Genomic DNA, 24,822 nt, shown 5'->3' on the forward strand with positions numbered 1-24,822 from the left:
GTCGCTGCTCGCCGGAGGGTCCGTGTTCGCCGGAGGAACCTCACTCGCCGAAGGGGTCCTCGAAGTCGTTCCGGACGAAGTACCGGACCCAGTTGCCGTAGGTGCGGTCGCTCACGTCGCCCGCCACCTGCTCGTACCGGACCTGCCCGTCGGTGTCCACGACGTAGGTACCGGCGACGCCGGTCAGACCGTGACTGGTCTGCTCGGTCCCGCTGTACTGCTCGGCGACGTCGCCGTCCGGGTCGGCGAGCAACTGGAAGTTGTAGTCGAACCGGTCGCGCATCTCGACCAGTTTCGGTAGCTCGCTCGTCACAACGGGGAGGACGTCCACGCCCTCGTTGAACCGGAGGTCCTCGTACACCCTGCTGAAGGTCGCCAACTGCTCGGCGCAGAAACTACACCAGTAGCCGCGGTTTATCAGGACTATCGTCGGGCCGGTTTCGAGCGTCTCTTCGAGCGATACCTCGCCGCCGGACGTGCTTTCGAGTGTGAACTCGGGCGCCTCGGAGCCTTCGAGTGGCATGGGTGCAGGTAGGACACTCGATTCAAAGCGACTTGCGGCCGCGGTCGGACTGACCGGCAGCGGACTGTCGCCGTCGGAAGTACGGACCGGCGGCGACGAATCGCCTCGATGCGCTCAGTCGCCGAGCGAAAGGACGAACCGGAGTCCGATAGAGGCGACGACCGCGGCGGCCTTGAACAAAAGGAGGGCGGTCAGTACCGCCGCGACGGGGAGCAGGAGGGTCTCGATTCGCTGCCAGTCGCGACCGAGCGCCATGGACGCGAACGCGAGACCGAGGAGACAGACCACGAGTATCGCCAACGCGAGACGGACGAAGCCGGGGTTGTTGCGGAGATATCGTCTCATACTCGTCCGCTCTCTGCGGGAGCATAAAAATATTGTCTCCTTTACCATTCTGGCCGACGGACCGGCATCGAGTGCCGGGAATAGGGGTCCCACTAGCGTCCGGAATGTCTGTCTGCGAACCCGCATATCGCCGATTCGACCACTCGCTTAAAGCTTAACCCCGTGGCCGTTGCCGCGAGAGACGGGGGAAAGCAGATGGCTACTTACGAACTACCGGAACTGCCGTACGACTACGACGCGCTCGAACCGGCGATAGACCAGCGCATCATGGAACTCCACCACGACAAGCACCATCAGGGGTACGTGGACGGTGCGAACGCCGCCCTCGACCAACTCGAAGAGATGCGTAACAGCGGCGACTTCGGCGACGTGCGCGCGGTCAAGCGGAGCCTCGCGTTCAATCTCTCGGGGCACGTCAACCACACCGTCTTCTGGCAGAACATGCATCCGGACGGCGGCGGCGAACCTGGCGGGGAGTTGGCCGACGCCTTCGACGAACACTTCGGCGGCTACGACCAGTTCAAGCAGGATTTCTCGCAGGCCGCGAAGGGCGTCGAAGGCTCCGGGTGGGGCATGCTGGTCTACGACCACATCGCCGACAAGCCCATCGTCGCGGCGGCCGAGAATCACCAGAACCAGCATCCGCAGGGCGCGACGCCGCTCCTCGTCTGCGACGTGTGGGAACACGCCTACTACCTCCAGTACGAGAACAACCGCGGGGAGTACGTGGACAACTTCTGGGACGTGGTGAACTGGGACGACGTGGAACAGCGCTACCAGCAGGCCCAGCAGGCCGACACGATTCCCAAGCAGACCGGGAGTCAGTAGCCGCCGGTCGCCGCGGCCCGGAACTGGCCGAGAAGTGACAGTGTATATACTGTAATAATTTTCATCGACCGCCCCCGAAATCCGGTCGAGAAGGCTCGATAGCGACGTTCGAGTCGTCGCTAGAGTATTGTTACCAATCGACTTCTCAAGGTTTAAGACCAAAAAGAGACATATACCTGTACGAGGTTCAATTATGTCTGAGCGATCCAACCCCGAACTACCACCGCTTCCGTACGACTACGACGCACTCGAACCGCACATCAGCGAACAGGTCCTCACGTGGCATCACGACACCCACCATCAGGGCTACGTCAACGGACTCGACAGCGCCGAGGAGACGCTGGCGGAGAACCGCGAGAGCGGTGACTTCGGCGGCACCGCGGGCGCGCTCGGCGACGTGACCCACAACGGTTCGGGTCACTACCTGCACACGCTGTTCTGGGAGAACATGTCCCCGAACGGCGGCGGCGAACCCGAGGGCGACCTACTCGACCGCATCGAGGAGGACTTCGGCTCCTACGAGGGCTGGAAGGGCGAGTTCGAGACCGCAGCGAGCGCCGCCGGTGGCTGGGCGCTCCTCGTCTACGACCCGGTCGCCAAGCAACTCCGCAACGTCGCCGTAGACAAGCACGACCAAGGCGCGCTCTGGGGTGCACACCCCATCCTCGCGCTCGACGTGTGGGAGCACTCCTACTACTACGACTACGGTCCGGACCGCGGCGACTTCGTGGAGAACTTCTTCGAGGTCGTCGACTGGGACCACGTCGCCGAGCAGTACGAGAAGACCGTCGGCAACCACGAGTAAGCTCCCGAGCTATCGCTTTTCTTTCGGTCGATTCGCCCAGTAGCCGCGGCTATCGCGTGCGTCACGGGCGGTCTACCGCCAGCGTGCGTCTCGCAAGGAGGAGTTCGACAGCAGCGTGTGTCCGACGACGGTGTATGCATCCACGATTACGGCCGTGAACTGTTCCCAAACCCGACGGTATCATTGAGAAACGGGGTCAATGGAGAGCAATATATAGTTATCGATAAAATATATATTTTGTTCGGAGGGTTTATGTGGTAGACGAGAGTTTCACCACGTGATGACAGAGAAACCGACTCGTCGGACGTTCCTGACCGCGGCCGGAGCAAGCGCGACCCTCGGACTCGCCGGATGCATCGGCGGGACCGGTGGCAGCGGGACGAACGGAGGCGGCGCGCAGGGTGGTTCCGGTTCGCAGTCGAAGGATTCCGGGCAGTCCACCGGAAAACTGAAGGCCGGCGGTTCCTCGACGGTGTACCCCATCACGAGTACGGCGGGGTCGGTCTGGTCCTCGAACCCGAAGGCCAGCGATAAAGAGTACTGGGGTCCGAACCAGTACGGAATCGACACCGAGAAACGCCTCGCGGACTACTGGGCGGGCCTGTACGGGTTCGAGGCCACCGGGAGCGCCGCGCCGCCGTTCGACGTGTCGGTCGGCCTGAGCCACTCGGGAACCGGCTTGGAGAAACTCAAGGAGGGTCTCGTGGACATCGGCGACGCCAGTGCACCCGTGAAGGCCGAACTCCCCGACGCCAGCGAGTCGGAACTGGAGAAGTACACCGACCACGTCGTCGGTGTGGACGCCCAACCCCTCGTGGTCAGCAAGGAGATTCGGGAGGCGGGCGTGGACAAACTGACCGCCGAGCAGGTGCGGAAAATCTACAGGGGCGAGATAGAGAACTGGTCGGGGATAGACGCCTACAGCGGTGAGGACCGCGAGATTCAGGTGGTCGGTCGTTCAGAAGGGTCGGGGACCGACACCGCGTTCCGGGTGAACATGCTCGGCGGCCCCGACGCGAAGATGTCGGGCGTGGACGTGCGGAAAGGCCAGAATCAACAGGTCAAGACCCTCGTCTCGAAGTCCGACAACGCCATCGCGTACATGGCGCTGGCGTTCGTCACCAGCGAGGTTCCCGCCATCAAACTGGAGTTCGACGGCAAGGTGTACGAACCGGGCAAGAACCTCGCCGACGAGAACTATCCCCTCTCGCGGGACCTCCACTGCTACACCTACGAGGGCACCTCGAAGAAGGAGGCCGCGTACCTCCGGATGATAATCAGCGACTTCGGTCAGGAGAACTACGTGAAGACGCAGGGCTACGCGACGCTGACCGACGAGCGCCAGAAGAACCAACTCGGCAACCTTCCCGAACCGGAACAGTAACTCGGTCGGGCGACCTGCCCGAAGACTCGTCGGCCAATCGCACGTCACCGCTCCCGTATTTCGGCACCTTCCGCGTTTCTCGGCCCTCGCTGTCGGCCGTGACCCTCGGTCCTCGCCGTCGCCCGCAGTTCTATTTCTCGACCCCCGACCGCGCCACTCACTCCGGCGAGAACGACTCTATGGGGCGGTCGGCGACGACTGCCGCAATCTCGTCGTGCAGCGCGCCGAAGTCGTAGCCACCCTTGCGGCGGTCGAAACTGGCGAACACGCCCACTCGCTCGTCGCCGTCGCCGAGGAAGGTCCTGAACTGCTCGAACTCGTCGAACCCCCGGACCGTGTACGCGTAGGAGGCGTAGTAGAGGTCACCGTAGGTGTCGCGGGTGACGTAGCCGTACCGCTCGTTGTCCACGAACCGCGGAACGTCGAGGTCGGTTATCTTTCGCTCCACGTCCTCGCGGACGTACAGTCCCTCGTGGGCGTTCTGGTCGAACAGCCACACGTCGCGGAGACCGTCGCTCCCGAACGTCGAGAACGCCTCGACGAGCGCTGACGTGGCGTCTCGACCCTGCCCATCGTTCTCATCTCCCATCGTCGGTGAATCTGCGTCGCCGGGCGACATAAAAATTAGGACGGCCGCGGCGTTGGTACTCCGGGTCGGCGGCTACCGCGCGGTCGAGAACGAAGGACTGTCTGTCCAAGCGCGGCACCCGCGGTCGCCGACGCAACCGCGGCCGGAAGACGAACGATTTACCCCGTTCTCGGCCGTACGGCCGGTCATGCCCCGACCAAAGTCGGACTTCGAACAGCTACACCCCTGTGACTTCTACACTGCCGAGGAACTGCTCGACGCGGACCGGATGTACACCGTCTACGAGATAGCCCGTCTCCTGCAGGAACTGGACCCCGACGCCGAACTGGAGGCCGGAACCGAGGACATCCTGCTCGACTGGGCCATCCCGTGGGTGATGAACAACGCCGACGACCTCGTCGTCGCCGAACCGACCGCCGAGGACGAACCGGGCTACTACGGCCTGAAGACAGACGACGAGCGATGAGGCTCCTCGTCGCGGGCGGCGACCGCGTGGACGCCGGGAAGACGACGTTCACCACCGGCCTGCTCTCGCGCCTCGGCGGAGTCGGGTTCAAGCCCCGCGCCGGTAACGACTACTGGTTCGACCACGACGACTATCGCCGCGCGGTAGACGAGGGGCGACTCTACGGTAAGGACGCCAAGCGACTCGCCGACGCCAGTTCCGGCGACTTCGCGCCCGAGGACCTGAACCCGGTCCACCGACTCTGGCGCCCCTCGCCCGGCCCGGACACCGGCCTCGTCGGGCAGGCCCACCGGGAGTTCGTCCTCGACAGAGTCGGCGAGTCGTTCGTTGTGAACGACCGCGCCGACGTCCCGGAGTCGGCCCGCCGGAACCTCCCGCTGGCCGACTCGCCGAGGGTCGGGACCGTCGAGCGACTCGACGAGATTACCCGACAGTTACACCTGCCGATGTTCGAGGGGTTCGCCGACCGCATCCGGAGCGTTCAGACCGAGACCGACGGTCCGGCGGTCGTGGAGTCGTACGGCGACGTGGCGGTCCCGATTCACGGCCTCTCGTTCGACGCGGTGGCCGTGGTCGAACCCGGCCGGATGCGGGCCTACGACGGCGACCGCTTCCTGAAGGCGTGCGAGGTGGCGGGCGGGAGTCCACGTGAGGGCCGACTGGAGGTCCACACGCCCGACGTGACCGAACTCGCCGACCCGAAGGCGACCGCCGCGCTACCGGCGCTCCCCGACGCCGACCGGCGCGACCCCGGCGCGGTCGCGCGGGCATACGACGGGGCGTACGAGGAACTGCTCGCCGTCGCCGAGTAGCGCCAGTCCGAAAAACGGTGGGGTCGGTCAGACGCCGCGGTCCTCCAACGGTGCGACGTGGTCCTCGGCCTCGTCCTCGCCCATCCCGTGTTCGCTGACGACGTGTTCGCGAACGTCTTCGTGTTCGCCGCGATACTCACCGCAGACGTCGCACTGGTGTGTTTCCACTGGCATCGTATCAGAGCCTTCCGGCCCGCCGGAGGTTCGGCCCTCGACGGCTTGAACGCCGTGGCCGGAGGCCTCGCGTTCCGGCGTCGGGCCACCCGGGCCCCTCGCCGACCGCGGCGTCAGAACCCGATGTGCGAGGTCGAACTCGGCATGTCGTCGCCGCTCCCGTCATCGTCGTCCGTATCGCTGCTCCCGTCACCGTCTTCTCCGCCTCGCTCGTCGCCGTCCTCGATGGCCCCCTCGTGGGAGAAGTCGTAATCGTCGTCGGTGAGGTAGACCGCCCCGTCCTCGACGGCGACTTCGACCGAGACGAGGGTCGTGTCCGCGGCCTCGCCGTTGTCGCAGTACCCCGAGCAGGTGTCGAACATCGACCCGTGCTTGGGACAGATTATCTGGCCGTCGCGCATCGCCGCTCCGAACCCCCGGTCGAGTCGCTGGGCCTCGTGGGTACAGCGGTTGACCCACGCCTCGACGCTCGGGGTGGTCTCGTCGGCGTCGGTCCGACCGTCCTCGCAGGGGACGAGGACGACTTCGTCGGGTTCGTCGTACTGGTCTCGTACCGTGAACAGCCACGACCGCTGGTCGCAGACCGTCTCGACGGTCGTCAGTCGCGTGCGCTCGGTCACGGCGCGAGGAACGAACCGGCGGCGGATAAAACTGGCTGCCGGGTCATCCCATGCGGGCCGCGCGCCCCGCCAGTTCCACGTCCTGATACGGGTCCGTGGTGACGCTCGGGCCGTGGCCGACGTGCATCTCCGCGAGGTGTTCGTCCACGGTGTCGCGCACCCGGTCGATGCTCTCGACGAGTCGCCGACGGTCGCCCTCTTCGAGGTCGGTCCGGCCGAAGCTTCCGTTTTGGAAGATGAGGTCGCCAGCGAACAGGACGCTCGCGGCCGACGAGTAGAAGCAGAGGTGGTCGTTCTTGTGGCCGGGCGTGTGGAGCGCCGTGTACGCGTGGTCGCCGAGTCGGACCGTCTCCTCGTCGGCGATGGCGTTGTCCACCCCGGGTTGGTCGGTGTCGAAACCCCACGTCTCGACCCCGAAGGCGTCTTCGACCGACTGGAGGTTACCGACGTGGTCGTGGTGGGTGTGCGTGAGGACGACGGCGTCGAGGTCGGCGTCGCGCTCGCGGATTCGACCCACCGCGTCGAAGTTCGACCCGGTGTCTACCAGTACGGTCCGCTCGCCCTCTACGAGGAAGGCGTTGCTGGTGAACGCCTGCACGCCCTGCGCGAGGTTCGTAATCATGGTGAGCAGTTAGAGCGGTGGGGGTTTGTGAGTATCGTTGTCAGTTGGGGGACCGAACCGAAGGGGTCGTCTTTTTGTAGCCCCGCGATACTCGTCACACGCATGGAGGTCAAACTGCTGGAGGCCACGGACGACCCGGAGGAGGTCATCTGTTCGGCGGCGCGAAACGACTACATGGCGGAGTTCGTCGGCGAGCAGTCGTTCGAGGACATCATGGAGTCCATCGAGGGCGACGGTATCGAGGAGAAGAAGGAGACTCTTATCGGCCAACTTCTCAACCACGGTCACTTCGGTCCCTTCGAACACGCACAGGCCACCTTCGCGGTGAAGGGTATCAGTCGGTCCTGTATGGCACAGATAACTCGCCACAGACACGTCAGTTTCGACGTCCAGAGCATGCGCTACGTCGCGTTCGACGACGTGGACCCCGAGAACGTCGCCGAGGGCGAGATGGTCGTCACCCCGCCCTCCGCGAACGACCCAGATTGGATAGGTCGGAACCAGAAAGGCGGCGCGGTGGACGACGAGACGGTCGAGAAGCGAGAGGAAATCTTCCGGGAGTCCGTCAAGCGGTCGGTCGAGGACTATCAGGAACTGCTCGACCTCGGAATGCCGCCGGAAGACGCCCGGTTCGTCCTCCCCATCGGGACCGAGGTCAACATGGTGATGTCGATGAACGCCCGGATGCTCATGCACGTCGCCGACATGCGCGCCGCGGCCGACGCCCAGTGGGAGATAAGAGAGATGACCGAACAGGTCCTCGACTTGGCGAAGGAGTGGTGTCCCCTCACGTTCGAGTACTACGAGGAGAACATGAAGAACCGGAAGAACCGGCTCGCCCCCTGACCCGTCGCTTCGTCACTCGTCTCTCTTCGTCGCCGTCTCCGCGCTCCTACTCGTCGGCTAGTTGTTCGACCAGCGTCTCTAGACTGTAACTCTCCAGCGGATTGTCCGTGTCGCGGAGCGACGAGATGACGAACGTGGAGTTCGTGCGCTCGACGCCCTCGACGGCCTCGAAGTCGCTGATGAGACGCTCGACCGCGTCGCTGTCGGGGAGGCGCGCGACCACGATGAAGTCGGTCTCGCCCATGGCGAAGTACGCCTGCGTGACCCCCTCGACCTCTAACAGTTTCTCGCCGAACTCCTCGTAGGAGTCGGTGTAATCGGCCAGCACCTCCACGACGACGGTCACGCCGAGACCCGCCTCCTCCAGATTGATGTCGTAGAGGTCGTTCTCGATGATGCCCTCCTCGCGCAGGTTGTTGAGGCGGTAGTGGATGGTCGAGACCGGGATGTCGGTCTCCTCACTCAGTTTCTCGGGGCTTCCGGTTCCGAGGTCGGCGATGGCCTTCAGGATGGTCACGTCGCGCTCGTCCATTGTCGATGACGTTGCGTCCCCGTCTACTTAACCTCGGTTCTGTCGGTAAAACGGCGTCAGATACGTGTCGAGAATCCACCACCACAGGTCGGCGAGAGGAAGAATCATTAACGATTCAGCCGAATCGTGGAAGTATATTCGACTTTGTTTCGAGTATCCGGCGAGTCTTTGTAGAAGGACTTAAGAGTCGGAGACTCCGACGATTGAAACAGAATCATGATTTCGCGTTATCTTGGAAGCAGAATCTCACTGCCGTTCGTGATGTTCGTACTACTTGCAACGCTTTGGGGCGGGTCGTTCGTCGCTATCGAAGTCGGTCTTCACTACTTTCCGCCGCTGGTGTTCGCCGGTATCCGGTACGCCGTCGCCGGCGCGGTCATCCTCGGCTACGCCGTCGTGGCGACCGACCGCTGGCGGCCTCGCGCACGCGGCGAGTACCTCGCAGTGACCATCGTCGGCGCGTTCGTCATCGCGGGATACCACGGTCTCCTCTACCTCGGCGAGCGTCACGTCTCGGGCGCGATAGCGGCGGTCGTCGTCAGTCTCTCGCCAGTTCTGACGGCCGTATTCGCCGCCATCGTACTGGACGAGCGCCTCTCTCTCACCAAAGGATTCGGCTTCGCGCTCGGCATCGGTGGCGTGGCCGTCGTCGCTGGCCTGAACCCCGCGAACGCGCTCTCGGCGGACGTGTTCGGCATCGGTCTCGTGTTCCTCGGCACGGCCTGTTTCGCGGTCAGCGCGGTCCTGACCCGACCGCTCCGGAACGAACTGCCCGCTGCCTCGTTACAGGCGTGGGCGATGCTCGGCGGGTCGGGTCTGCTCCTCGCTGCGGGCGCGGCGCGAGGCGAGTCGCTGTCGGCGATTCATCTCACGCCCACCGCGCTCGCGTCGTTCGCCTACCTGACGCTCCTGTCGGGCGTCGTGGCGTTCCTGCTGTACTTCCGACTCCTCGAGCGAATCGGTCCGACGAAACTCCACCTCGTCGGCTACCTCGAACCCGTCGTGGCGACGCTCGCGAGTTGGGCCGTGCTGGGCGAACTGGTGTCGTCCACGACGCTGGTCGGTTTCGCCGCCATCTTCGCCGGATTCGCGGTCCTCCACCGCAACGCGTTCCGGTCGCTCGCGGTGTCGATTGGGGACTCGGTCGTTGCGGCGTCGATTCGGTCGTCGCTGGGCCACGGCCCTGATTCGACGGACGACGCCGACGTGAACGAGGACGCGTGGTCGGGGACGGCGGGTCCTGCGGACGACTGATTTCGCGGCGAGACCGGTGTACCGGGAAGTCGAATCGTTGTCACGTCCCCGAATTACCCGAACGAGCGTACCACTTTTCGGCCCCCCGTACGTATGCCGCGGTATGGCTACACACGACGCGGGAGACCCGGCGCGCGACGCCCGCGCTGACTACGACTACCAGTCCGACGAGGTGTCGCGAACGGGGTTGGTTTCGGACCTCCAGCAGGTCGTCGACGGCGACGTGCGCTTCGACAGCTACTCTCGACAGCTCTACGCGACCGACGCCAGCGCCTACGAGGTGACGCCCATCGGCGTCGTCTTCCCGACCGACACCGACGACGTGGCGGCGGTGATGTCCTACTGCGCCGACCGCGAGATTCCGGTCCTCCCCCGCGGCGGCGGGACGAGTCTGGCGGGACAGGCCGTCAACGAGGCGGTCGTGTTGGACTTCACCCGGTACATGGACGAGGTGCTGTCGGTGGCCCCCGACGCGGAGGACCCGACCGCGCGCGCCCAACCCGGCGCGGTGCTGGGCGAACTCAACGCGGAACTCGCGCCCCACGGCCTGAAGTTCGCGCCCGACCCTGCATGGGGTGACAAGTCCGCGCTGGGCGGCGCTATCGGCAACAACTCCACCGGCTCGCACTCGCTGAAGTACGGCAAGACCGACGCCTACGTCGAGGAGTGTGAGGTCGTCCTCGCCGACGGCACCGTGACGACCTTCGGCGAGACGACCGTCGCCGAACTCCGCGAGGCGGCCGACCCGGACGGCGACCTCGAAGCCAGAATCTACGCGGAAGTCGCCCGGATTATCGACGAGGAGCGCGACGCCATCGACGAGGCGTACCCGCAACTCAAGCGCAACGTCTCGGGATACAACCTCGATAGATTGGTGGACGAGGCCGAGGAGGGGACCGTCAACCTCGCCCGACTGCTCGCGGGGAGCGAGGGCACCCTCGCCATCGTGACCGAAGCGGAGGTCGGACTAGAACCCGTCCCGGAGACCAAGTCGATGGCGCTGTTCGCCTACGAGGACCTGCTCGACGCGATGGAGGACGTGGCCCCCATCCTCGAACACGACCCGTCCGCGGTCGAGGTGCTGGACGACGTTCTCATCGACCTCGCGCGCGACACCGAGGAGTTCGCCGACGTGGTGGGGATGCTCCCCGAAGGCACTAACTCGGTCCTGCTCGTGGAGTTCTACGCCGAGGACGACGAGGACGGCCGAAAGAAGGTCGAGGCGCTGCGCGAGGACCGCGAGGGCGAAATCTCGTTCGGCGCGATGGAGGCCCACGACGAGGCCGAGCGCGCCAGATTCTGGAAGCTCCGGAAGTCCGGGCTTCCCATCCTGCTGTCCAGAACGTCGGACGCCAAGCACATCTCGTTCATCGAGGACGCCGCGGTCCCGCCGGAGAACCTCGCCGACTACGTGGCCGACTTCCAGCAGGTCCTCGAGGACAACGACACCTTCGCCAGTTTCTACGCCCACGCCGGACCCGGGTGCCTCCACATCCGACCGCTGGTGGACACCAAGAGTCCCGCCGGAGTCAACCAGATGGAGCAGATAGCGGACGAGGCCACCGACCTCGTCGTGAAGTACGGCGGGTCGGTGTCGGGCGAACACGGCGACGGCCGCGCGCGGACCCAGTGGAACCGGAAGCTCTACGGCGAGGACGTCTGGCAGGTGTTCCGGGACCTCAAGACCGCGTTCGACCCCGACTGGCTCCTGAACCCGGGCAACGTCTGCGGCGACCACGACATGACCGAGAACCTGCGATTCGACCCGGACTACGAGTTCTCGGCGGGGTTCGCGCCCGAACTGAACTGGGAGAACGAGAACGGCTTTCAGGGGATGGTCGAACTCTGTCACGGCTGCGGCGGCTGTCGCGGCGGACAGGACACCACCGGCGGCGTGATGTGTCCGACCTACCGCGCCGCCGACGAGGAGGTCACGGCCACCCGCGGCCGGGCGAACATGCTCCGGCAGGCGATGAGCGGCGAGTTGCCGGAGGGAGAGCAGACGGACACCGAGTTCATGGCCGAGGTGATGGACCTCTGCATCGGGTGTAAGGGCTGTGCCCGCGACTGCCCGAGCGAGGTGGACATGGCCAAACTGAAGGCCGAAGTCGAACACGCCCACCACGAGGAACACGGCGCGAGCCTCCGCGAGCGTCTCTTCGCCAATATCGGGACGCTCTCGAAGGTCGGGAGCGCGCTCGCGCCCCTCTCGAACGTGGCGAGCGAGGTGCCGGGCGCACGCATCCTGATGGAGAAGACCCTCGGCATCGCCAGCGAGCGAAGCCTCCCGACGTTCCACAGCGAGAGCCTCGAAGAGTGGTTCGAGAACCGGGGCGGCCCGCGCGTCCCCGAGTCGGACGCTACGCGGAAGGTCGCGCTCTTCCCCGACGCGTACACCAACTACAACCACCCGGAGGCGGGCAAGGCCGCGGTCCGCGTCCTCGAAGCCGCGGGCGTCCACGTCCGAGTCGTAGACGACGTGACCGACAGCGGGCGGCCCGCCCACTCGAAGGGCTTCTTGGACGTCTCTCGGGAGCGCGCACGGACGAACGTGGAGGCGCTCGCGCCCCGCGTGCGAGACGGGTGGGACGTGGTGGTCGTGGAACCGAGCGACGCCGTGATGATTCAGTCGGACTACCTCGACCTGCTCGGCGGAGCGAAGGGTCCCGAGGCCAGTCGGTCGGGCGAGCAGTACACCGAACCGCGGACCGCCGACCCGGAGGCGGGCCTGCGGGCGGACGGCTCCGACTCGCTGGCCACCGCCGTCGAGCGCGTGGCCGCCAACACCTACGCCATCTGCGAGTATCTGGACACCTTCGACTTCGACCTGTCGTACGACGCCCCCGACGAGACGCTGACCTACCACGGTCACTGCCACCAGAAAGCCACCAAGAAGGAGAGCCACGCCGCCAGCGTCCTCCGCGACGCGGGCTACGAGGTGGACGCGCTCGATTCGGGGTGTTGCGGCATGGCCGGGAGCTTCGGGTACGAGGCCGAACACTACTCGATGAGCCGGAAAATCGGCGAAATTCTCTTCGAGCAGGTCGCCGACAGCGACGGCGAGACGGTGGTCGCGCCCGGCGCGTCCTGTCGGGCGCAACTCGGCGACTGGGAGGGGCTTCGGAGCGAACCGCCCCATCCCATCGAGAAGGTAGCCGAGTCACTCGACTGACTCCCCCGACTGCGACTGTCGGCCCTCCGCGGGCGACAGTCAGAACCCGCTGAACTTGTCGCGCCGGTAGATGTCGAGTTCGCTGACGGTGGACTTCTCCTGTTTCGCGGCGAACGCGATGGCCTCGGCGACCTCCTCGGGTTCGGTCACTTCGCCCTCGTCGAATCGCTCGGCGAAGGACTCGCCGTAGGCCGCGCCGAAATCGGTCCGGACCTCGGAGGGGTTGACCACCGTAACGGCCACGCCGTCCGCGCCGACGTTGCCCTCGACGCTGTGGGCGAACCCGCGGACCCACCACTTGCTCGCGGCGTAGATGGGGTTGAACGGTCGGGGGTACTGCCCGGCGAAACTCCCGACGAACACGAGGTTGCCTCCGGTCTCGCGGAGGTGGGGAATCGCCGCGCGCGTCGCGTAGAACACGCCGTCCACGTTGGTCTCCATCATCGTCTCGTACTGTTCGGTCCGCATGTCCTCGACCGACTCGCCCCGGGCGAGACCCGCGTTGTTCACCAGCACGTCCAACTGTCCGAACTCCGAGACCACCGTCTCGACCGTCCCCTCCACCGAGTCCTCGTCGCGAACGTTGGTCGGGACGACCAGCGTCTCGGCGTCCCACTCGCGCTCTAGGTCGTTCGCCACCTCGTTCAGGACCTTCTCGCGGCGGGCGGCCAGTGCGACCCGCGCACCGTCGCGCGCCAGCGCGTGGGCCGTCGCCTCGCCGATGCCGGAACTCGCGCCCGTTACCAGTGCCGTCTTCCCGTCGAGTGGGTCGTCTGCCATGGCGAGACCTGTAACCGCGACCGAGTTGGGTCTTTCGCCGGGGGCACCCATTCGGGGTCCGGAACCGTTCCTCCGCCTCGAAAGCCGATTTTCCGCTGTCTCTCCTCAGGCAGACTCTCCGTCGAGCAGGAACGACCGGAGTTCCTCGACGTAGCGTTCGGGCCGGTCTTGGAGTACCCAGTGGTTGGCGTCGTCCAGTCCGACGACTTGGGCCGACTCGATATCGCCTTCGAGTCGCTCTGCGGATTCGATGGGTTGGAACTCGTCGTCGGCGCCCCACAGTAGCAGCGTGTCGGCCGTGATTTCGCTCGGGTCGATTTCGGTCGTGTGATTGGTGTTCGTCGCGGCCGCGTCCCGGACGAGCGAGACCATCCCCCGCTCGGAGTTCCACGGGGCCTTCATCCCCTCGACGAACTCGTCGCTCGGGTCGTCGGACGCGAGGCTCTGGCGGAACATCCCGTCGAGGGTCTCCTGAATCTCTTCGACGCTCTTCTCCTTCGCGGTGGACGGCAGGCCGATGTTCACGATAGGTTCGACGGGCCACGCGTCGTAGGCGATAGCGTTCGACAGCACGAGTTTGTCCACGGCGTCCGGGCGGTGGACCGCGTACCGGAGTCCGACACCGCCGCCCAAGTCGTGACCGACGAACGAGACGGTGTCGAGACCGAGACCGTCGAGCAGGTCGGCGACCGCGAGTTCTTGGGCGCGTATCGAGCGGTCGAATTCGTCGTGCATCGCCGAGTTGCCGTACCCCACCATGTCGGGGACGACGACGCGCCGGTCGTCGGTCAGCGCCTCGGCGACGTCGCGCCAGAGGTACGACCACGTCGGGATGCCGTGGAGGAGGACCACGGGGTCGCCCTCGCCCTCGTCGTAGTAGGCCATATCGAGGTCCTTCCCGTCTACCGTGACGTCTCGATGCTGTTGGGCGTTCGTCCACTCCTCGTGACTCGCCATAGACCAGACAGAGTTTGCACGTCAATAGGTCCTATCGCCCGTACCTGACAGGAGTTCTCACCGGCACTCGGACCGATTACCAACTGGTTCGCCGCGACCCCGAGATTTACGGCGTCGGGGCCGAAGAGCCAGATATGTTCGTATTTCGAGGCGGAACCGTCGTGGACGCGTCGGGCGTCCGGGACGCCGACGTCGCGGTCGAAGGCGGCGAAATCGTCGCCGTCGGCGAGGTACCCGACGACCCCGACGAGGAAATCGACGTGAGCGGACAGTTCGTCGCACCGGGACTCGTGGACGCGCACGTCCACCTCATGATGGACGGTCGGCCCGACCCGGGCGAGGTCAGTGGCGACAGTGAGACCACGCTGGCCTACCGCGCGACGGCCACCCTCCGGGACGCGCTCTCGGCGGGCGTGACGACCGTCCGGGACCTCGGTGCGCCGGGCACGCTGGCGCTCGACGCGAGGGATGCAGTCGAAGAGGGCGTGCTGGAAGGACCCCGGGTCCTCGCCTGCGGCCAGAACGTCGTGATGACCGGCGGTCACGGCCACTGGTTCGGCCGGGAGGCCGACGGCGTGGCGGAGGTCAAGAAGGCGGTCCGCGAACAACTCAAGCGCGGTGCCGATGTGGTCAAGTGCATGGCGACCGGCGGCGTCCTCACAGAGGGCGCGCTGACCGGCGCGCCCGAGTTGGACGAGGACGAACTCGAAGCGCTCGTGGCCACCGCCGACGCCAAGCGGGTACCGACGGCGGCCCACGCCCACGGCACTACGGGCATCAAGAACGCCGTCAGAGCCGGCGTTTCGAGCGTCGAACACGGTACGTTCATGGACCGCGAGGCGGCCGAACTCATGGCCGAACGGGGCACGTACTGGGTGCCGACCGCGAAGGCGCTCTACGGCATCGTGGACGCCGGGACCGAGGCAGGGATTCCGGAGTTCGCCGTCGAGAAGGCCGAAGAAGCCGTGGACGCGTGGGCCGAAGCATTCGAGCACGCGCTCGACGCCGGCGTCCCGATTGCGATGGGTACGGACGCCGGAACGCCGTTCAACTACCACGCCGACATCCCCGAGGAGTTGGAACTGATGGTCGAACACGGTCTCTCCGAGGAGGTGGCGCTGGAAGCCGCGACGGTCAACGCCGCCGACCTGCTCGGACTCGACGGGACGGTCGGACGGGTCGCAGAGGGCATGTACGCCGACCTCGTGGTCCTCGACGACGACCCGCTGGATGACGTAACCTCGTGGCAATCGCCAACACACGTCGTGAGTCGTGGAACCGTGGTTCGGTGACAGCCCCACGTCAAAAGGTCTTTTATACCGGGCAATGGAGGATTAAGGTACATGAGACGGCTGCTGGCTGTCGCCCTTGTAGTCCTGTTACTCGTCGGGACGGCCCCCGTAGCGACGGTGTCGGGCACTCACTCCGTCCGCGAGATGCCCAACCGAACGCAGACGCTGGCCGCGACCGACAACTTCGACAGTGTCGAGTTCCACATCACGGTCTACGAGAACGGGACGGCGGAGTGGACGTTCACGTACCAGCGAACGCTCAACAACGACACCGAACGCCAGCAGTTCGAGCGGTTCGCCGACGAGTTCAACAACAACTCGACGGCGCTGTACACCAACTTCAAGCAACAGGCCCGGCAGTTGACCAGCGCCGGCCACAACGCGACCGACCGCGTCATGAAGGCCGAAAGTTTCTCGAAGAAGGCCTACGTCGGCGGACTCGTCAACAACAATCGGGGTATCGTCAAGATGTCCTTCCAGTGGACCGGATTCGGTTACTCCGGGGACGACAGCGGAAACATCATCATCGGCGACGTGTTCGAGGGAGGTCTCTACATCGGGCCGAATCAGTCGCTAGTCGTCCACTCCGGGCCGGGACTCGCGTTCGAGTCGGTCCAACCGAACGACTCCGCCCAACCGTCGGGCGAGACGCTCGCTTCGAGCGAGTCGGTGACGTGGCAGGGCGAACAGGACTTCATCGACCAGCGACCCCGGGTGAAGTTCAACCCGGTCAAGGGGACGACCACGACGACCACGACAACGACGACGAACGGGTCCGGCGACGGCGGCCCGACGACCGGGACGCCCGTCAACGGGACCGAACCTCCGGGCGGCGGTGGTGACGACTGGTCGCCCCTGATGATGTTCATCCTCGCGGTGGTCGTCCTACTCGGTCTCTCCGCTGCGTTCGCGTGGCGGCAGGGCGACTTCGGGTCGTTCACTAGCGGCACCGACGACCACGGCGGCGACGGCGGCGACGGCGGTAACGCACCGGCGGCGAACGGAAACGGACCGACGACGACCGAACCGTCCGTTAGTGACGAGGAACTGCTCACCGACGAGGCGAGAGTGAAGAAACTGCTGGACGAGAACGGCGGTCGGATGAAACAGGTCAACATCGTAGAGGAGACTGGGTGGTCGAAGTCGAAGGTGAGTATGCTACTCTCGGAGATGGAGGAGGACGGCGACATCAGTAAACTCCGGGTCGGCAGAGAGAACATCATCAGCCTCGAAGGCCACGAACCCGACGCCGCAGGGTCACCGCTAGAAGGTGAGTAACGCCCGTCGGTCAGTTTCCGCAGTTCGGTAGCCGACCACGACACGCGACGTTTTCTACGCCGTTGGTTCCTGCCTGATTTCTCTTCGGCGAGCGGCGGCGACGGTGTATCGTTCACCTTCGTTCACGTGGACTGGTAATTCGGAGTGTTCGAAGTCCGACGAGTGTAAAGCCGTGATTTCGCTGGATTGAACAGTTCGCGGCCGGGACCTCGGTTTGTGGAACCGGAACACGGCGGTGCGAAAGCGCAACTGTTAAACAGTCCGTCCGACTACGATTGAGTGCAGACGCGCTCCGTTGGTGTAGTCCGGCCAATCATCTTGCCCTCTCACGGCAAGGACCAGGGTTCAAATCCCTGACGGAGCACTCCCTTCTTTCCGTCGTCACCCGATTTTGAGCTGTGGCAATGGAGAATAACCATGCCGCCACAGGGCAATTACGAAACTCAGAACACTCGATTAGCCCGCAGTCTGGCGATTTTCGCTTGTTGTCCGGCACGTCAACTCGCCGGATTCAGCACACCCTCACGTCCCGTTCAGCAATGGGGTAGAAGAGGGCAGTGGATACATGCTCCTGAAGATTCGGAAGGGGTCGCTCAAACCGGGAATCTAGATAGGACATCCAGTAACGGTTTGCAACGTAGGACGTCGAGAGTTGAGTTGCTGTACCAGGTCGGTTGTTTGGTGGAAGATTGTTGGTTGTTGGGTGCTTGGTCTCGCCGGAGAGCAGACAAGTGCTTCTCAACCGTACTCGTGGGCGTCTCCGAGAACCCGTACCGTTCAACCCGTTAAGGAGGAGTGCATCCTTTCCCCGTCTTTCCCGCGGTCACTCTGTAGGTCGACGCCTTGACACCGGTTAGTCCGAGTGAACAGGTTGATGGCAAAATCTTCTAAAGGCCCATCGTCGATTTCCGTGAGTGTCATAATTTTTGGAACGTCGCGGTTATCCACTCATCAAGACGTACTCTTCCCGATTTGGCCCTCGTGTAGCAACTCGCACCAAAGAGCATAATAAAATAATTTATTCCCAATTTTTATAAATCTATCTTATTCTTTTACTATATTTCTGTATCTCATTCATAAGATTAATATGAAGAGTATTATTTCTATCATTTGTGGTTGAAAAGTCAAATCCCGATAGTTCAGTTAGAAGACGAGACGTTCTAAAAACGGCGGCTACGACAGGCGCAGCGGCGTTTGGTTTCTCAGGTCAAGCCATCGCGTCTGACACTAACCCCGAAGACGTGACCGCCTACCGGATGCAGGACCCGGCTACCGAGACCGGCAACCGAACGGTCCGGATTCAAACGAAGCAAAGTGCCGACTATCGCTTCGGTGTGACCGGCCTGCTTTCGGCCACTGACGCACCGACCGACGCCGTTGACGCCGGAAAGGCGTCGGCGACCCTTGAGCGTGGTGTTCACGAATTCCAGTTCTCCGGAGAGTTTACCGAGTTTGAACTCAACGGAGAAGCGAAGGTTACCGTCAACGGCGAGCCGTTCGACGTCGCGGCGTTCCCCCACAATACCCTAAAGATTATTCCGAGTGGAAAGGTCGAGTTCGACGTGTCCGCCAGCGGTGGGCTGGAGGTTACCGGCGGTTCTGTAGAGCGTCCCTCAACGCGACGCGCTACGGGATACGCCAGTGGAAAAGTCACCGTCGCCTACGAAGGTGAACTAACGTATTTCGATATCGACGGCGACGCGGAGCTGACCAAGAACGGCACTTCCGTCACGAGCGAGACAGTGCTACCGTCGACTCAACCTCACGTCGCTCACATCGAGACGACTCGTGGCAGCCACGAGTTCGACCTCGTCGTCGGCGACGACGCGTCTGTCACCGATTCGGTCACGGGTACTACCGCCGAAGGTGGTACCGTCAGCGGGCGCGCAGTGAACAAGCCCACACAAGTTAGCTACTCCGGTCAGACCACACAGTTCCAACGTGACGACGGGGCAAAAATGGTATTCGATGACCCCTCGAATAAGGTCAAACTCCACGCCCCGACTGACGACAGTGCGGAGTTCACGCCACGAGCGACGGAAGGTATCGCCTATGAAAGCGAAGTCAGGGAAGCCCCGACGGTCACAGTGCCTGCCGGAGAGATGCGCCAGCTAAAGTACTTCGGAGACATTTTGGGTGGTGACATCGGGTCGCTCCGACTGTCACTGTCCCACGACGAATACCCGGCCGCGGCAGACTCCGCGCTTCTGCAACTCTCTGCGGAAGTACAGCGTCACAGCGCCTTCTCGGAGCTGACCACAAATGCCGCACAAGACGGCCGCGTCCGGTACGACGTCGGCGGTATTTCCGGGGGACGGATTCGCCCCTCCGATTCCGGGAAAGACCTGACCTTCGCGTCACACGCATTGACCGACCTCGAACGAGGAACCAAGGGTAACCTAGTCCTCTCCGTGACGAATGACGGGAGTGTTGAGCAGGCAGAGAACACCCTTAAATGGGAAAATGATCGTGGAACGATACAAAAGATGGAGGTCAGGGAACTCCAGCGTGGCGCAAGCACGTCTGCGACCGGAAGTTCCTTCGAGACTGACGAACACAACTTCAATATCCCGAAGCAACCACGGCGAGCCGAAACCCAAGGGTGGGTTCCCGACCCGAGCGATTGGCTCGACCCTCTATGGGACGGGCTGGACGCTCTGGCAGATAGTTTCGGTGTTGCGGCTGATTTGCTCAAGAGCGGAATTCAGAACGCTATCGACAACGTCCAGTCACTAACGAAGGAGGATATTATCCTCAAATCCGGCGAGATAGTTATTGATAACCTCCGAGGAGCTGCCCAAATGGCATGGAGTCTGATTGATGAACTCTCGAATTCGGTGACGGAGAGGAGACTTGGTAAGGTCCTGATGGGACTCAACATCGTCGGGTCCTTCGGTGTCGCGGCGTTCGTCGGCACAGACGTGTTCGGGGCACTGGACAGAGGTGACCACGACTGTGCTGCATGTATCGCAGCAGTTAAAATAGCGTTTGAAGTGATGTGTGGCCTCGTCGGGAAAGGAGTGTGTGCCGCTGTCGGTGCGTTCACTGCACTCGTCGGTGGAGCGGCCTGTCAAATTGTTGTTGAGGCCGCTTGTGCGTACGCCACATTGGCGCTCCCGGACGCACAGAAGATCTGTAGTGGAGATGCCGTCGTGCTAGACGACCCGGTTTGTACTCCATAAGAGGATTAACCAACCACCGGGAAATCTTCACGATACGATGGAGAACAGACTACAGACATGGCGGCGCACGTTGGCTGGAGTAGCCTTAGCTAACGCACTCCCGCTTATCGGAATCGTTCTATTTGACTGGGGTCTCGAACACCTCTTGGTAGTCTACTGGATCGAGATCACAACCAGTGGTCTCCGACGGACGCTGGAGGCAACGTTCGCGGGGAAGCGCGGCGCTGTAGAGGACTGGGCAGCCGCTGATTCACGATGGGGATGGCGCTCACCGTTCCGCTCGCTCCGGGAGAAGCGTGGCGGATTCCAACTCCACGGGGCACTGCCGCCGACGTACCCACGGTCGTTCCCACGCGTGTTCGACCTTGGACGAGTAATCCTCGGTCTCTCACTCTTCAGCGGTGCTGGACTCTGGCTTGCAACCGCCGGGAGCGGCGTGTTCGTCGAGAGTCTCCTCGTCGCGGGCGCGACGACGCTCGCCCGCGAAGGGACAACACTCGCGGACCACATCCGCTCGCGTGACTACCACGAACTCGTCCCACAATCGATCCTTACTCCGCGATTAATCCTCGGGGTCGTTGCGCTCGCAGTAATCGTCGTCTGGGGCGTCGCGCTCGGACCATCACCGACCGAAAGCACAGGGGTCCTCTTCACGCTCGTCTACCTCGCTCGCGTCGGGTTCGACGTGTACAGCGTGGTCGGGCAGAGCGAACGGTTCAATCCTCTCAACCCGAGCGAGGCCAACTTCGAGGCCGCAGATAACGATCAGTGGGAACCGGTCGTCGCCCCCGAAGGGGACCCGACGGACGTATTCCACACGAACCGCCGAGCGGTGTGGATTAGCGCGGTCGTCGACGGACTCCTCGGAATGCTGAACCCCCGACGCTTCGCCGCGGCGGCCGTCACCGCCTTCCTCGGGTACGTTGTCGCCGGGACGACGGAGGCAGTCGTCGGTGCGAGCGCGGTCGTGATAGTGATCGTCGTGTACACGCTCGTGGAGAGAGACCTCCAATGGGGCCATGTGGAGTATCGGGTGTACGAGGACGTCGTCGTCTGTTACGACTGTCTGCTGGACGAACCGCAGTGGCGCGTCGAACGCGGATGGATCACGGATGTGACGGACCGGTCCGGACTGCTCGGACGACTTTTGGATGTCTCTTCGGTCTCGCTGGAACAGCGTAGCGACGGTAGTACTCGTACACTCCGGTACGTTAGCACTGCCGACTCACCGGTCTCGGAACTCGGTCGACGATCCTCCAAGGTCTAAAATCATGAATATTTTGACTAGGGTGTGGGTATCGACTGAAACAGCGTAACGGTGTTTCAGATTGAGTATCGCATTGATTCCGATGAATTGTCTCGTGGACGGTTTACTCTAAAGAAAATCAACTCACTATCGTCTCTCTGCAGAGAGATTCAGCGAGTCCAAATTGCCTAGATGGCAATGAACAGGTGTTTTATAAGCATCCACAACGAATTCCAGTTCGTCACCAGTTCATACTGAGGGATTCGGGAGAGTTGCGTAGAAGCGTCGGTTGAGTGTGGCGAGTCGGATTGGCCTCTCACGGCAAGGAGCAGGGTTCGAATCCCTGACGGAGCATCCTTCCGTCGTCACCCAATTTTGAGCTGTGGCGTTCGGTCCCCGGTCTTTCTTTCGATGTCGAGCGTTCATCATCTCGCTCTCACCGGACTCGATAACCTTCTGAGAATCCTCGGTTGTCCTTTCAGTGTTCGATACCGTAACTGGCTGCAACTTCGGCTCCGACGGTCTCCTCTCGTTATCTGATTTCCGCCAAGCGTTCTAGTCGGCTACTGCTCTCCAATGTGGCTCCATTTCGGTTGTCATTACGCAGACACCACCTATCTAATCGAGGAGTCCCCTCCCTCCAGTGGCGTCTCGGAAGTCGACCCCCACTGAGCAGAGCGGCACCGACTGACGACAGTCTTTTTTAGCCGAGCAGAAACCAACAAATATGGGCGCTGATACGTTTCGTCGCGCTGGCGTGTTATCGGTCGATATCGTCGCGCTCGTCGCGGTTCTGTTTCATCCGTTTTCGTTGTACCTCGTGTCGTTGCTCTACTGGGGGGACCTAATCGGAGGGACTGGGCGACAGTTCTGCCAGACGGTGGTTGCAGCCCCACGCGAGCGATACTCCCCGACGGAACCACCGGCAATGCGGCGAAACGGCGACCCGAACCCGTTCAGGTTTCTGACCCCGAAGCTCGGGACCGTCCAGCCGGTCGATTGGCTACCGCCGGTCGCAGTTCACAACCTCAAGCCAGCGGTGATGGGACTCTTCGTTGCAGTACCGCTGACCGCCTTCGCCGTCGGTCTGACGACGACGTTTCTCAATCCGCCGTTCAGTGTTCGCTCGTGGCCGACGCTCGGGATACTGATTGCTGGTGGTTTGGCCATCGTCGTGAAACACGGCTGGACGTTCCGGCGGTTCGTCCGCTCGAATCGGCCACCCGCCGAGAGAGTCCTCCCGAGTATACGATGGCTCGGACCGATTCTGATAGCACTTCCGGTCGTCGCTGTCGATAGCGTCTACGCCGAAGCCGACTTCGACCCGTCGGCCGGGTTCGCGGCGATAGCGGTCGTCCTCGTCGTGGGGCGATTCGCGTCCGAGACGCGCCGAGACGCACCGCCGACCGGGGCGGACTCGTTCGACCTTTCGACGCCGACGGGACGACCGAACGAACGGTTTCGGACCGACCCGCAGGCGGTTCGGATTGCAGGTATCATCGACGGACTCGTTCCTCGGGTCGAATGGGAGGTACTCAACGTCGTTTCTCGACTCACAGCCCTCTTTCTAGTGGTTGTTGTGGGATTCGTCGTGGCTTCCGTTGTTGGGCCGACGGCGGCGGTCGCCGCGAGCGGCGTCGCACTCGCGGTAGTCGTAATCAGCTTCGTACTCGTGGGCATTGCGCACTTCGAGTTGGCGTTCGGGGCGATGGAATACCGACTGTACGACGACGAGTTGGTCGCGTACGATACGCGACTCGACGCCGTTCAGTGGCGTGTCCCGCTCGACGCGATTCGCACCGTTTCCGTCCGACGGGGTCTCTGGAGGGGACCGCCCGGCACGGACGGGGGGGACGGTCACGCTCGACCGGACCGATTTGGCTGTCGAACAGTCGCCGTACGGATTCTACCGACAAGCACTCCCTTACGTCGAGACACCCGAACGCGTCGCCGACCGACTCCGCCAGATAACGACGCAATGAGAGGTTCGAGTCCGAGCGGTACCGGCCGGCGTCGCCCCACAGCAACTCGATAGTCCACGCAGCACGATTACCAACTTTGGTGGGTTTCGACAGCGGTTTCGCTGCCTTCCGTTATCCATAGAGATAGTGCCGACGAAGTCACGACAATTTGCTCATGTATTTTCCCTCTTATCAGATTTAGTGTTGTGTAGAATATTGGAGAAGTCCGGCCTGACTCTGTTGGAGTTTCCGAATTTCGTCGTTCTTTCACCATCTTCTGGGGCTTTCAAACGCGGTGTTCGAAATATTCGATTTTACCTCGTACTGTTGAGGTCCGAGCACCTATAATAAATACAATAATCGAAGAATTTAATAATAATCATTATTATGTAGGTAATTGCATGACTAAAGAAGGAAGTAATAAAGACATGCAGCGACGTAAAGTTATCAAATCTCTCGGTGTAGCCGGCGGTGCGGTCGCTACCGGAGTCGGTGGCACCCTCGCCATTCCCGGGACGGCTGCCGCCGAAGAGAAGGAGTTAGATACCAGCGACTGGATTGTCGACCTCGACGTCAAGAAGGGTCGTCTTCGTCCGTCGATACGAGGACGGGACCCCCCGAGACGGAAGTGTACGTGGGTCGAAACAAGAACGCCGACCCGAGTACGTCCACCATCGAGAGCCGTTCCGTCGGGAGTTCCGACGGGATGAGCACTCAGAACTTCTCCGTCAGCGCGTCGGCGACGCTACTCACTTGGAACATTCCGGAGGAAGTCCCGATTATCGGTGGCGACGAGCTCACGTTCAGCATCTCTGCTAGCGTCGGTCTCGGCGGCGTCTCGGCCAGTTTCGACGTCTGTGTCGGTGGCGAGTGCATCAGCCTCGCCGGAGTCAACGTCGGTCTCGGGACGAACACGGTGGACGTCAGCACGAAGGGGACGTTCTACGGCGTGCCGTTCGAACTGACGGTCTCGGTCACCCTGACCGCGAGCATCGGCAGTATCACCAACCCCGACGCGTCGCTCGACGTCGGTGCCAGCGGTGAGGTCTGCCTCGGACGGGACCTCTGCGACGCGAACCCGAGCGGATGGGAGAACGTTACCTGCATGCTCTGTGCGTCCGCAGGAACATCGGTCACGGTCATCGACTAACCCG

Annotated in this window: 23 protein-coding genes and 1 tRNA gene; 15 read left to right on the forward strand and 9 right to left on the reverse strand. The window is 63.0% G+C overall.

The features are described from left to right. Positions 1 to 40 precede the first annotated feature (40 nt). Positions 41 to 523, reverse strand: a complete 483-nt coding sequence (locus FXF75_RS08960) for a peroxiredoxin (protein ID WP_163521546.1) — start codon at positions 521 to 523, stop codon at positions 41 to 43. A 114-nt stretch (positions 524 to 637) separates the two neighbouring features. After that, positions 638 to 868, reverse strand: coding sequence for a hypothetical protein (locus FXF75_RS08965; protein ID WP_163521547.1), 231 nt, complete (start codon positions 866 to 868; stop codon positions 638 to 640). 195 nt (positions 869 to 1,063) lie between these two features. Here FXF75_RS08965 and FXF75_RS08970 point away from each other — a divergent pair, with 195 nt between their 5' ends. The 3 genes from FXF75_RS08970 to FXF75_RS08980 all read left to right on the forward strand — a co-directional run bounded on the left by FXF75_RS08970 (position 1,064) and on the right by FXF75_RS08980 (position 3,885). Continuing rightward, positions 1,064 to 1,696, forward strand: a complete 633-nt coding sequence (locus FXF75_RS08970) for a superoxide dismutase (protein WP_163521548.1) — start codon at positions 1,064 to 1,066, stop codon at positions 1,694 to 1,696. Positions 1,697 to 1,889: 193 nt separating this feature from the next. After that, positions 1,890 to 2,501, forward strand: a complete 612-nt coding sequence (gene sod / locus FXF75_RS08975; RefSeq protein WP_163521549.1) for a superoxide dismutase — start codon at positions 1,890 to 1,892, stop codon at positions 2,499 to 2,501. A gap of 280 nt (positions 2,502 to 2,781) precedes the next feature. Continuing rightward, positions 2,782 to 3,885: a PstS family phosphate ABC transporter substrate-binding protein gene (locus FXF75_RS08980; RefSeq protein WP_163521550.1), complete on the forward strand. Its 1,104-nt coding sequence runs from the start codon at positions 2,782 to 2,784 to the stop codon at positions 3,883 to 3,885. A 157-nt stretch (positions 3,886 to 4,042) separates the two neighbouring features. Here the strand turns inward: FXF75_RS08980 and FXF75_RS08985 are convergent, their stop codons facing one another. Beyond that, a complete protein-coding gene (locus FXF75_RS08985) occupies positions 4,043 to 4,474 on the reverse strand; it encodes a hypothetical protein (RefSeq protein WP_163521551.1) in 432 nt (143 codons plus the stop codon). Positions 4,475 to 4,661: 187 nt separating this feature from the next. Between FXF75_RS08985 and FXF75_RS08990 the strand changes: the two genes are divergently transcribed. Both FXF75_RS08990 and FXF75_RS08995 read left to right on the forward strand, forming a co-directional pair. Beyond that, positions 4,662 to 4,940 carry a DUF5827 family protein gene (locus FXF75_RS08990; RefSeq protein WP_163521552.1) on the forward strand — a complete coding sequence of 93 codons (279 nt, stop codon included), beginning with the start codon at positions 4,662 to 4,664 and terminating at the stop codon, positions 4,938 to 4,940. Next, entirely contained in the window at positions 4,937 to 5,752 is an 816-nt protein-coding gene (locus FXF75_RS08995; protein ID WP_163521553.1) for an ATPase, read from the forward strand. The genes FXF75_RS08990 and FXF75_RS08995 overlap by 4 nt, the downstream gene beginning before the upstream one ends. A 27-nt stretch (positions 5,753 to 5,779) precedes the next feature. On the opposite strand, the gene FXF75_RS09000 is transcribed toward FXF75_RS08995, so the two are convergent. The 3 genes from FXF75_RS09000 to FXF75_RS09010 all read right to left on the reverse strand — a co-directional run bounded on the left by FXF75_RS09000 (position 5,780) and on the right by FXF75_RS09010 (position 7,168). After that, complete coding sequence (locus tag FXF75_RS09000; RefSeq protein ID WP_163521554.1) at positions 5,780 to 5,926, reverse strand: hypothetical protein; 147 nt, start codon at positions 5,924 to 5,926, stop codon at positions 5,780 to 5,782. 113 nt (positions 5,927 to 6,039) lie between these two features. Next, positions 6,040 to 6,546: a Rieske 2Fe-2S domain-containing protein gene (locus FXF75_RS09005; protein WP_163521555.1), complete on the reverse strand. Its 507-nt coding sequence runs from the start codon at positions 6,544 to 6,546 to the stop codon at positions 6,040 to 6,042. Between the two features lie 43 nt (positions 6,547 to 6,589). Continuing rightward, complete coding sequence (locus FXF75_RS09010; RefSeq protein WP_163521556.1) at positions 6,590 to 7,168, reverse strand: MBL fold metallo-hydrolase; 579 nt, start codon at positions 7,166 to 7,168, stop codon at positions 6,590 to 6,592. A 102-nt stretch (positions 7,169 to 7,270) separates the two neighbouring features. Between FXF75_RS09010 and thyX the strand changes: the two genes are divergently transcribed. Then, complete coding sequence (thyX, locus tag FXF75_RS09015) at positions 7,271 to 8,014, forward strand: FAD-dependent thymidylate synthase (RefSeq protein WP_163521557.1); 744 nt, start codon at positions 7,271 to 7,273, stop codon at positions 8,012 to 8,014. A 46-nt stretch (positions 8,015 to 8,060) separates the two neighbouring features. Here the strand turns inward: thyX and FXF75_RS09020 are convergent, their stop codons facing one another. Beyond that, complete coding sequence (locus tag FXF75_RS09020) at positions 8,061 to 8,546, reverse strand: Lrp/AsnC family transcriptional regulator (RefSeq protein ID WP_163521558.1); 486 nt, start codon at positions 8,544 to 8,546, stop codon at positions 8,061 to 8,063. A 261-nt stretch (positions 8,547 to 8,807) separates the two neighbouring features. Between FXF75_RS09020 and FXF75_RS09025 the strand changes: the two genes are divergently transcribed. Next, the gene (locus tag FXF75_RS09025; RefSeq protein ID WP_240334585.1) at positions 8,808 to 9,800 is read left to right on the forward strand and encodes a DMT family transporter; all 993 of its coding nucleotides are present in this window, start codon (positions 8,808 to 8,810) and stop codon (positions 9,798 to 9,800) included. Positions 9,801 to 9,903: 103 nt separating this feature from the next. Continuing rightward, a complete protein-coding gene (locus FXF75_RS09030) occupies positions 9,904 to 12,972 on the forward strand; it encodes an FAD-binding and (Fe-S)-binding domain-containing protein (RefSeq protein WP_163521560.1) in 3,069 nt (1,022 codons plus the stop codon). A gap of 39 nt (positions 12,973 to 13,011) precedes the next feature. On the opposite strand, the gene FXF75_RS09035 is transcribed toward FXF75_RS09030, so the two are convergent. Both FXF75_RS09035 and FXF75_RS09040 read right to left on the reverse strand, forming a co-directional pair. Then, positions 13,012 to 13,752 carry an SDR family oxidoreductase gene (locus FXF75_RS09035; RefSeq protein WP_163521561.1) on the reverse strand — a complete coding sequence of 247 codons (741 nt, stop codon included), beginning with the start codon at positions 13,750 to 13,752 and terminating at the stop codon, positions 13,012 to 13,014. 105 nt (positions 13,753 to 13,857) lie between these two features. After that, positions 13,858 to 14,709: an alpha/beta fold hydrolase gene (locus FXF75_RS09040; RefSeq protein WP_163521562.1), complete on the reverse strand. Its 852-nt coding sequence runs from the start codon at positions 14,707 to 14,709 to the stop codon at positions 13,858 to 13,860. A 134-nt stretch (positions 14,710 to 14,843) separates the two neighbouring features. Here FXF75_RS09040 and FXF75_RS09045 point away from each other — a divergent pair, with 134 nt between their 5' ends. The 7 genes from FXF75_RS09045 to FXF75_RS09075 all read left to right on the forward strand — a co-directional run bounded on the left by FXF75_RS09045 (position 14,844) and on the right by FXF75_RS09075 (position 24,818). Next, on the forward strand, positions 14,844 to 16,001 hold the full coding sequence (locus FXF75_RS09045; RefSeq protein ID WP_163521563.1) for an amidohydrolase family protein: 1,158 nt from the start codon (positions 14,844 to 14,846) through the stop codon (positions 15,999 to 16,001). Positions 16,002 to 16,052: 51 nt separating this feature from the next. Further along, on the forward strand, positions 16,053 to 17,279 hold the full coding sequence (locus FXF75_RS09050; protein WP_163521564.1) for a hypothetical protein: 1,227 nt from the start codon (positions 16,053 to 16,055) through the stop codon (positions 17,277 to 17,279). A 289-nt stretch (positions 17,280 to 17,568) separates the two neighbouring features. Then, a tRNA-Glu gene (locus FXF75_RS09055) sits at positions 17,569 to 17,643 on the forward strand. 748 nt (positions 17,644 to 18,391) lie between these two features. Beyond that, the gene (locus FXF75_RS09060) at positions 18,392 to 20,461 is read left to right on the forward strand and encodes a hypothetical protein (protein WP_163521565.1); all 2,070 of its coding nucleotides are present in this window, start codon (positions 18,392 to 18,394) and stop codon (positions 20,459 to 20,461) included. Positions 20,462 to 20,498: 37 nt separating this feature from the next. Beyond that, positions 20,499 to 21,728 carry a DUF6498-containing protein gene (locus tag FXF75_RS09065; protein ID WP_163521566.1) on the forward strand — a complete coding sequence of 410 codons (1,230 nt, stop codon included), beginning with the start codon at positions 20,499 to 20,501 and terminating at the stop codon, positions 21,726 to 21,728. A 907-nt stretch (positions 21,729 to 22,635) separates the two neighbouring features. Continuing rightward, positions 22,636 to 23,742 carry a hypothetical protein gene (locus FXF75_RS09070; RefSeq protein ID WP_163521567.1) on the forward strand — a complete coding sequence of 369 codons (1,107 nt, stop codon included), beginning with the start codon at positions 22,636 to 22,638 and terminating at the stop codon, positions 23,740 to 23,742. 560 nt (positions 23,743 to 24,302) lie between these two features. Then, positions 24,303 to 24,818, forward strand: coding sequence for a hypothetical protein (locus FXF75_RS09075; protein WP_163521568.1), 516 nt, complete (start codon positions 24,303 to 24,305; stop codon positions 24,816 to 24,818). Positions 24,819 to 24,822: the final 4 nt, after the last annotated feature.

This window comes from Halorussus sp. MSC15.2 (assembly GCF_010747475.1).
Taxonomy (GTDB): Archaea; Halobacteriota; Halobacteria; order Halobacteriales; family Haladaptataceae; genus Halorussus.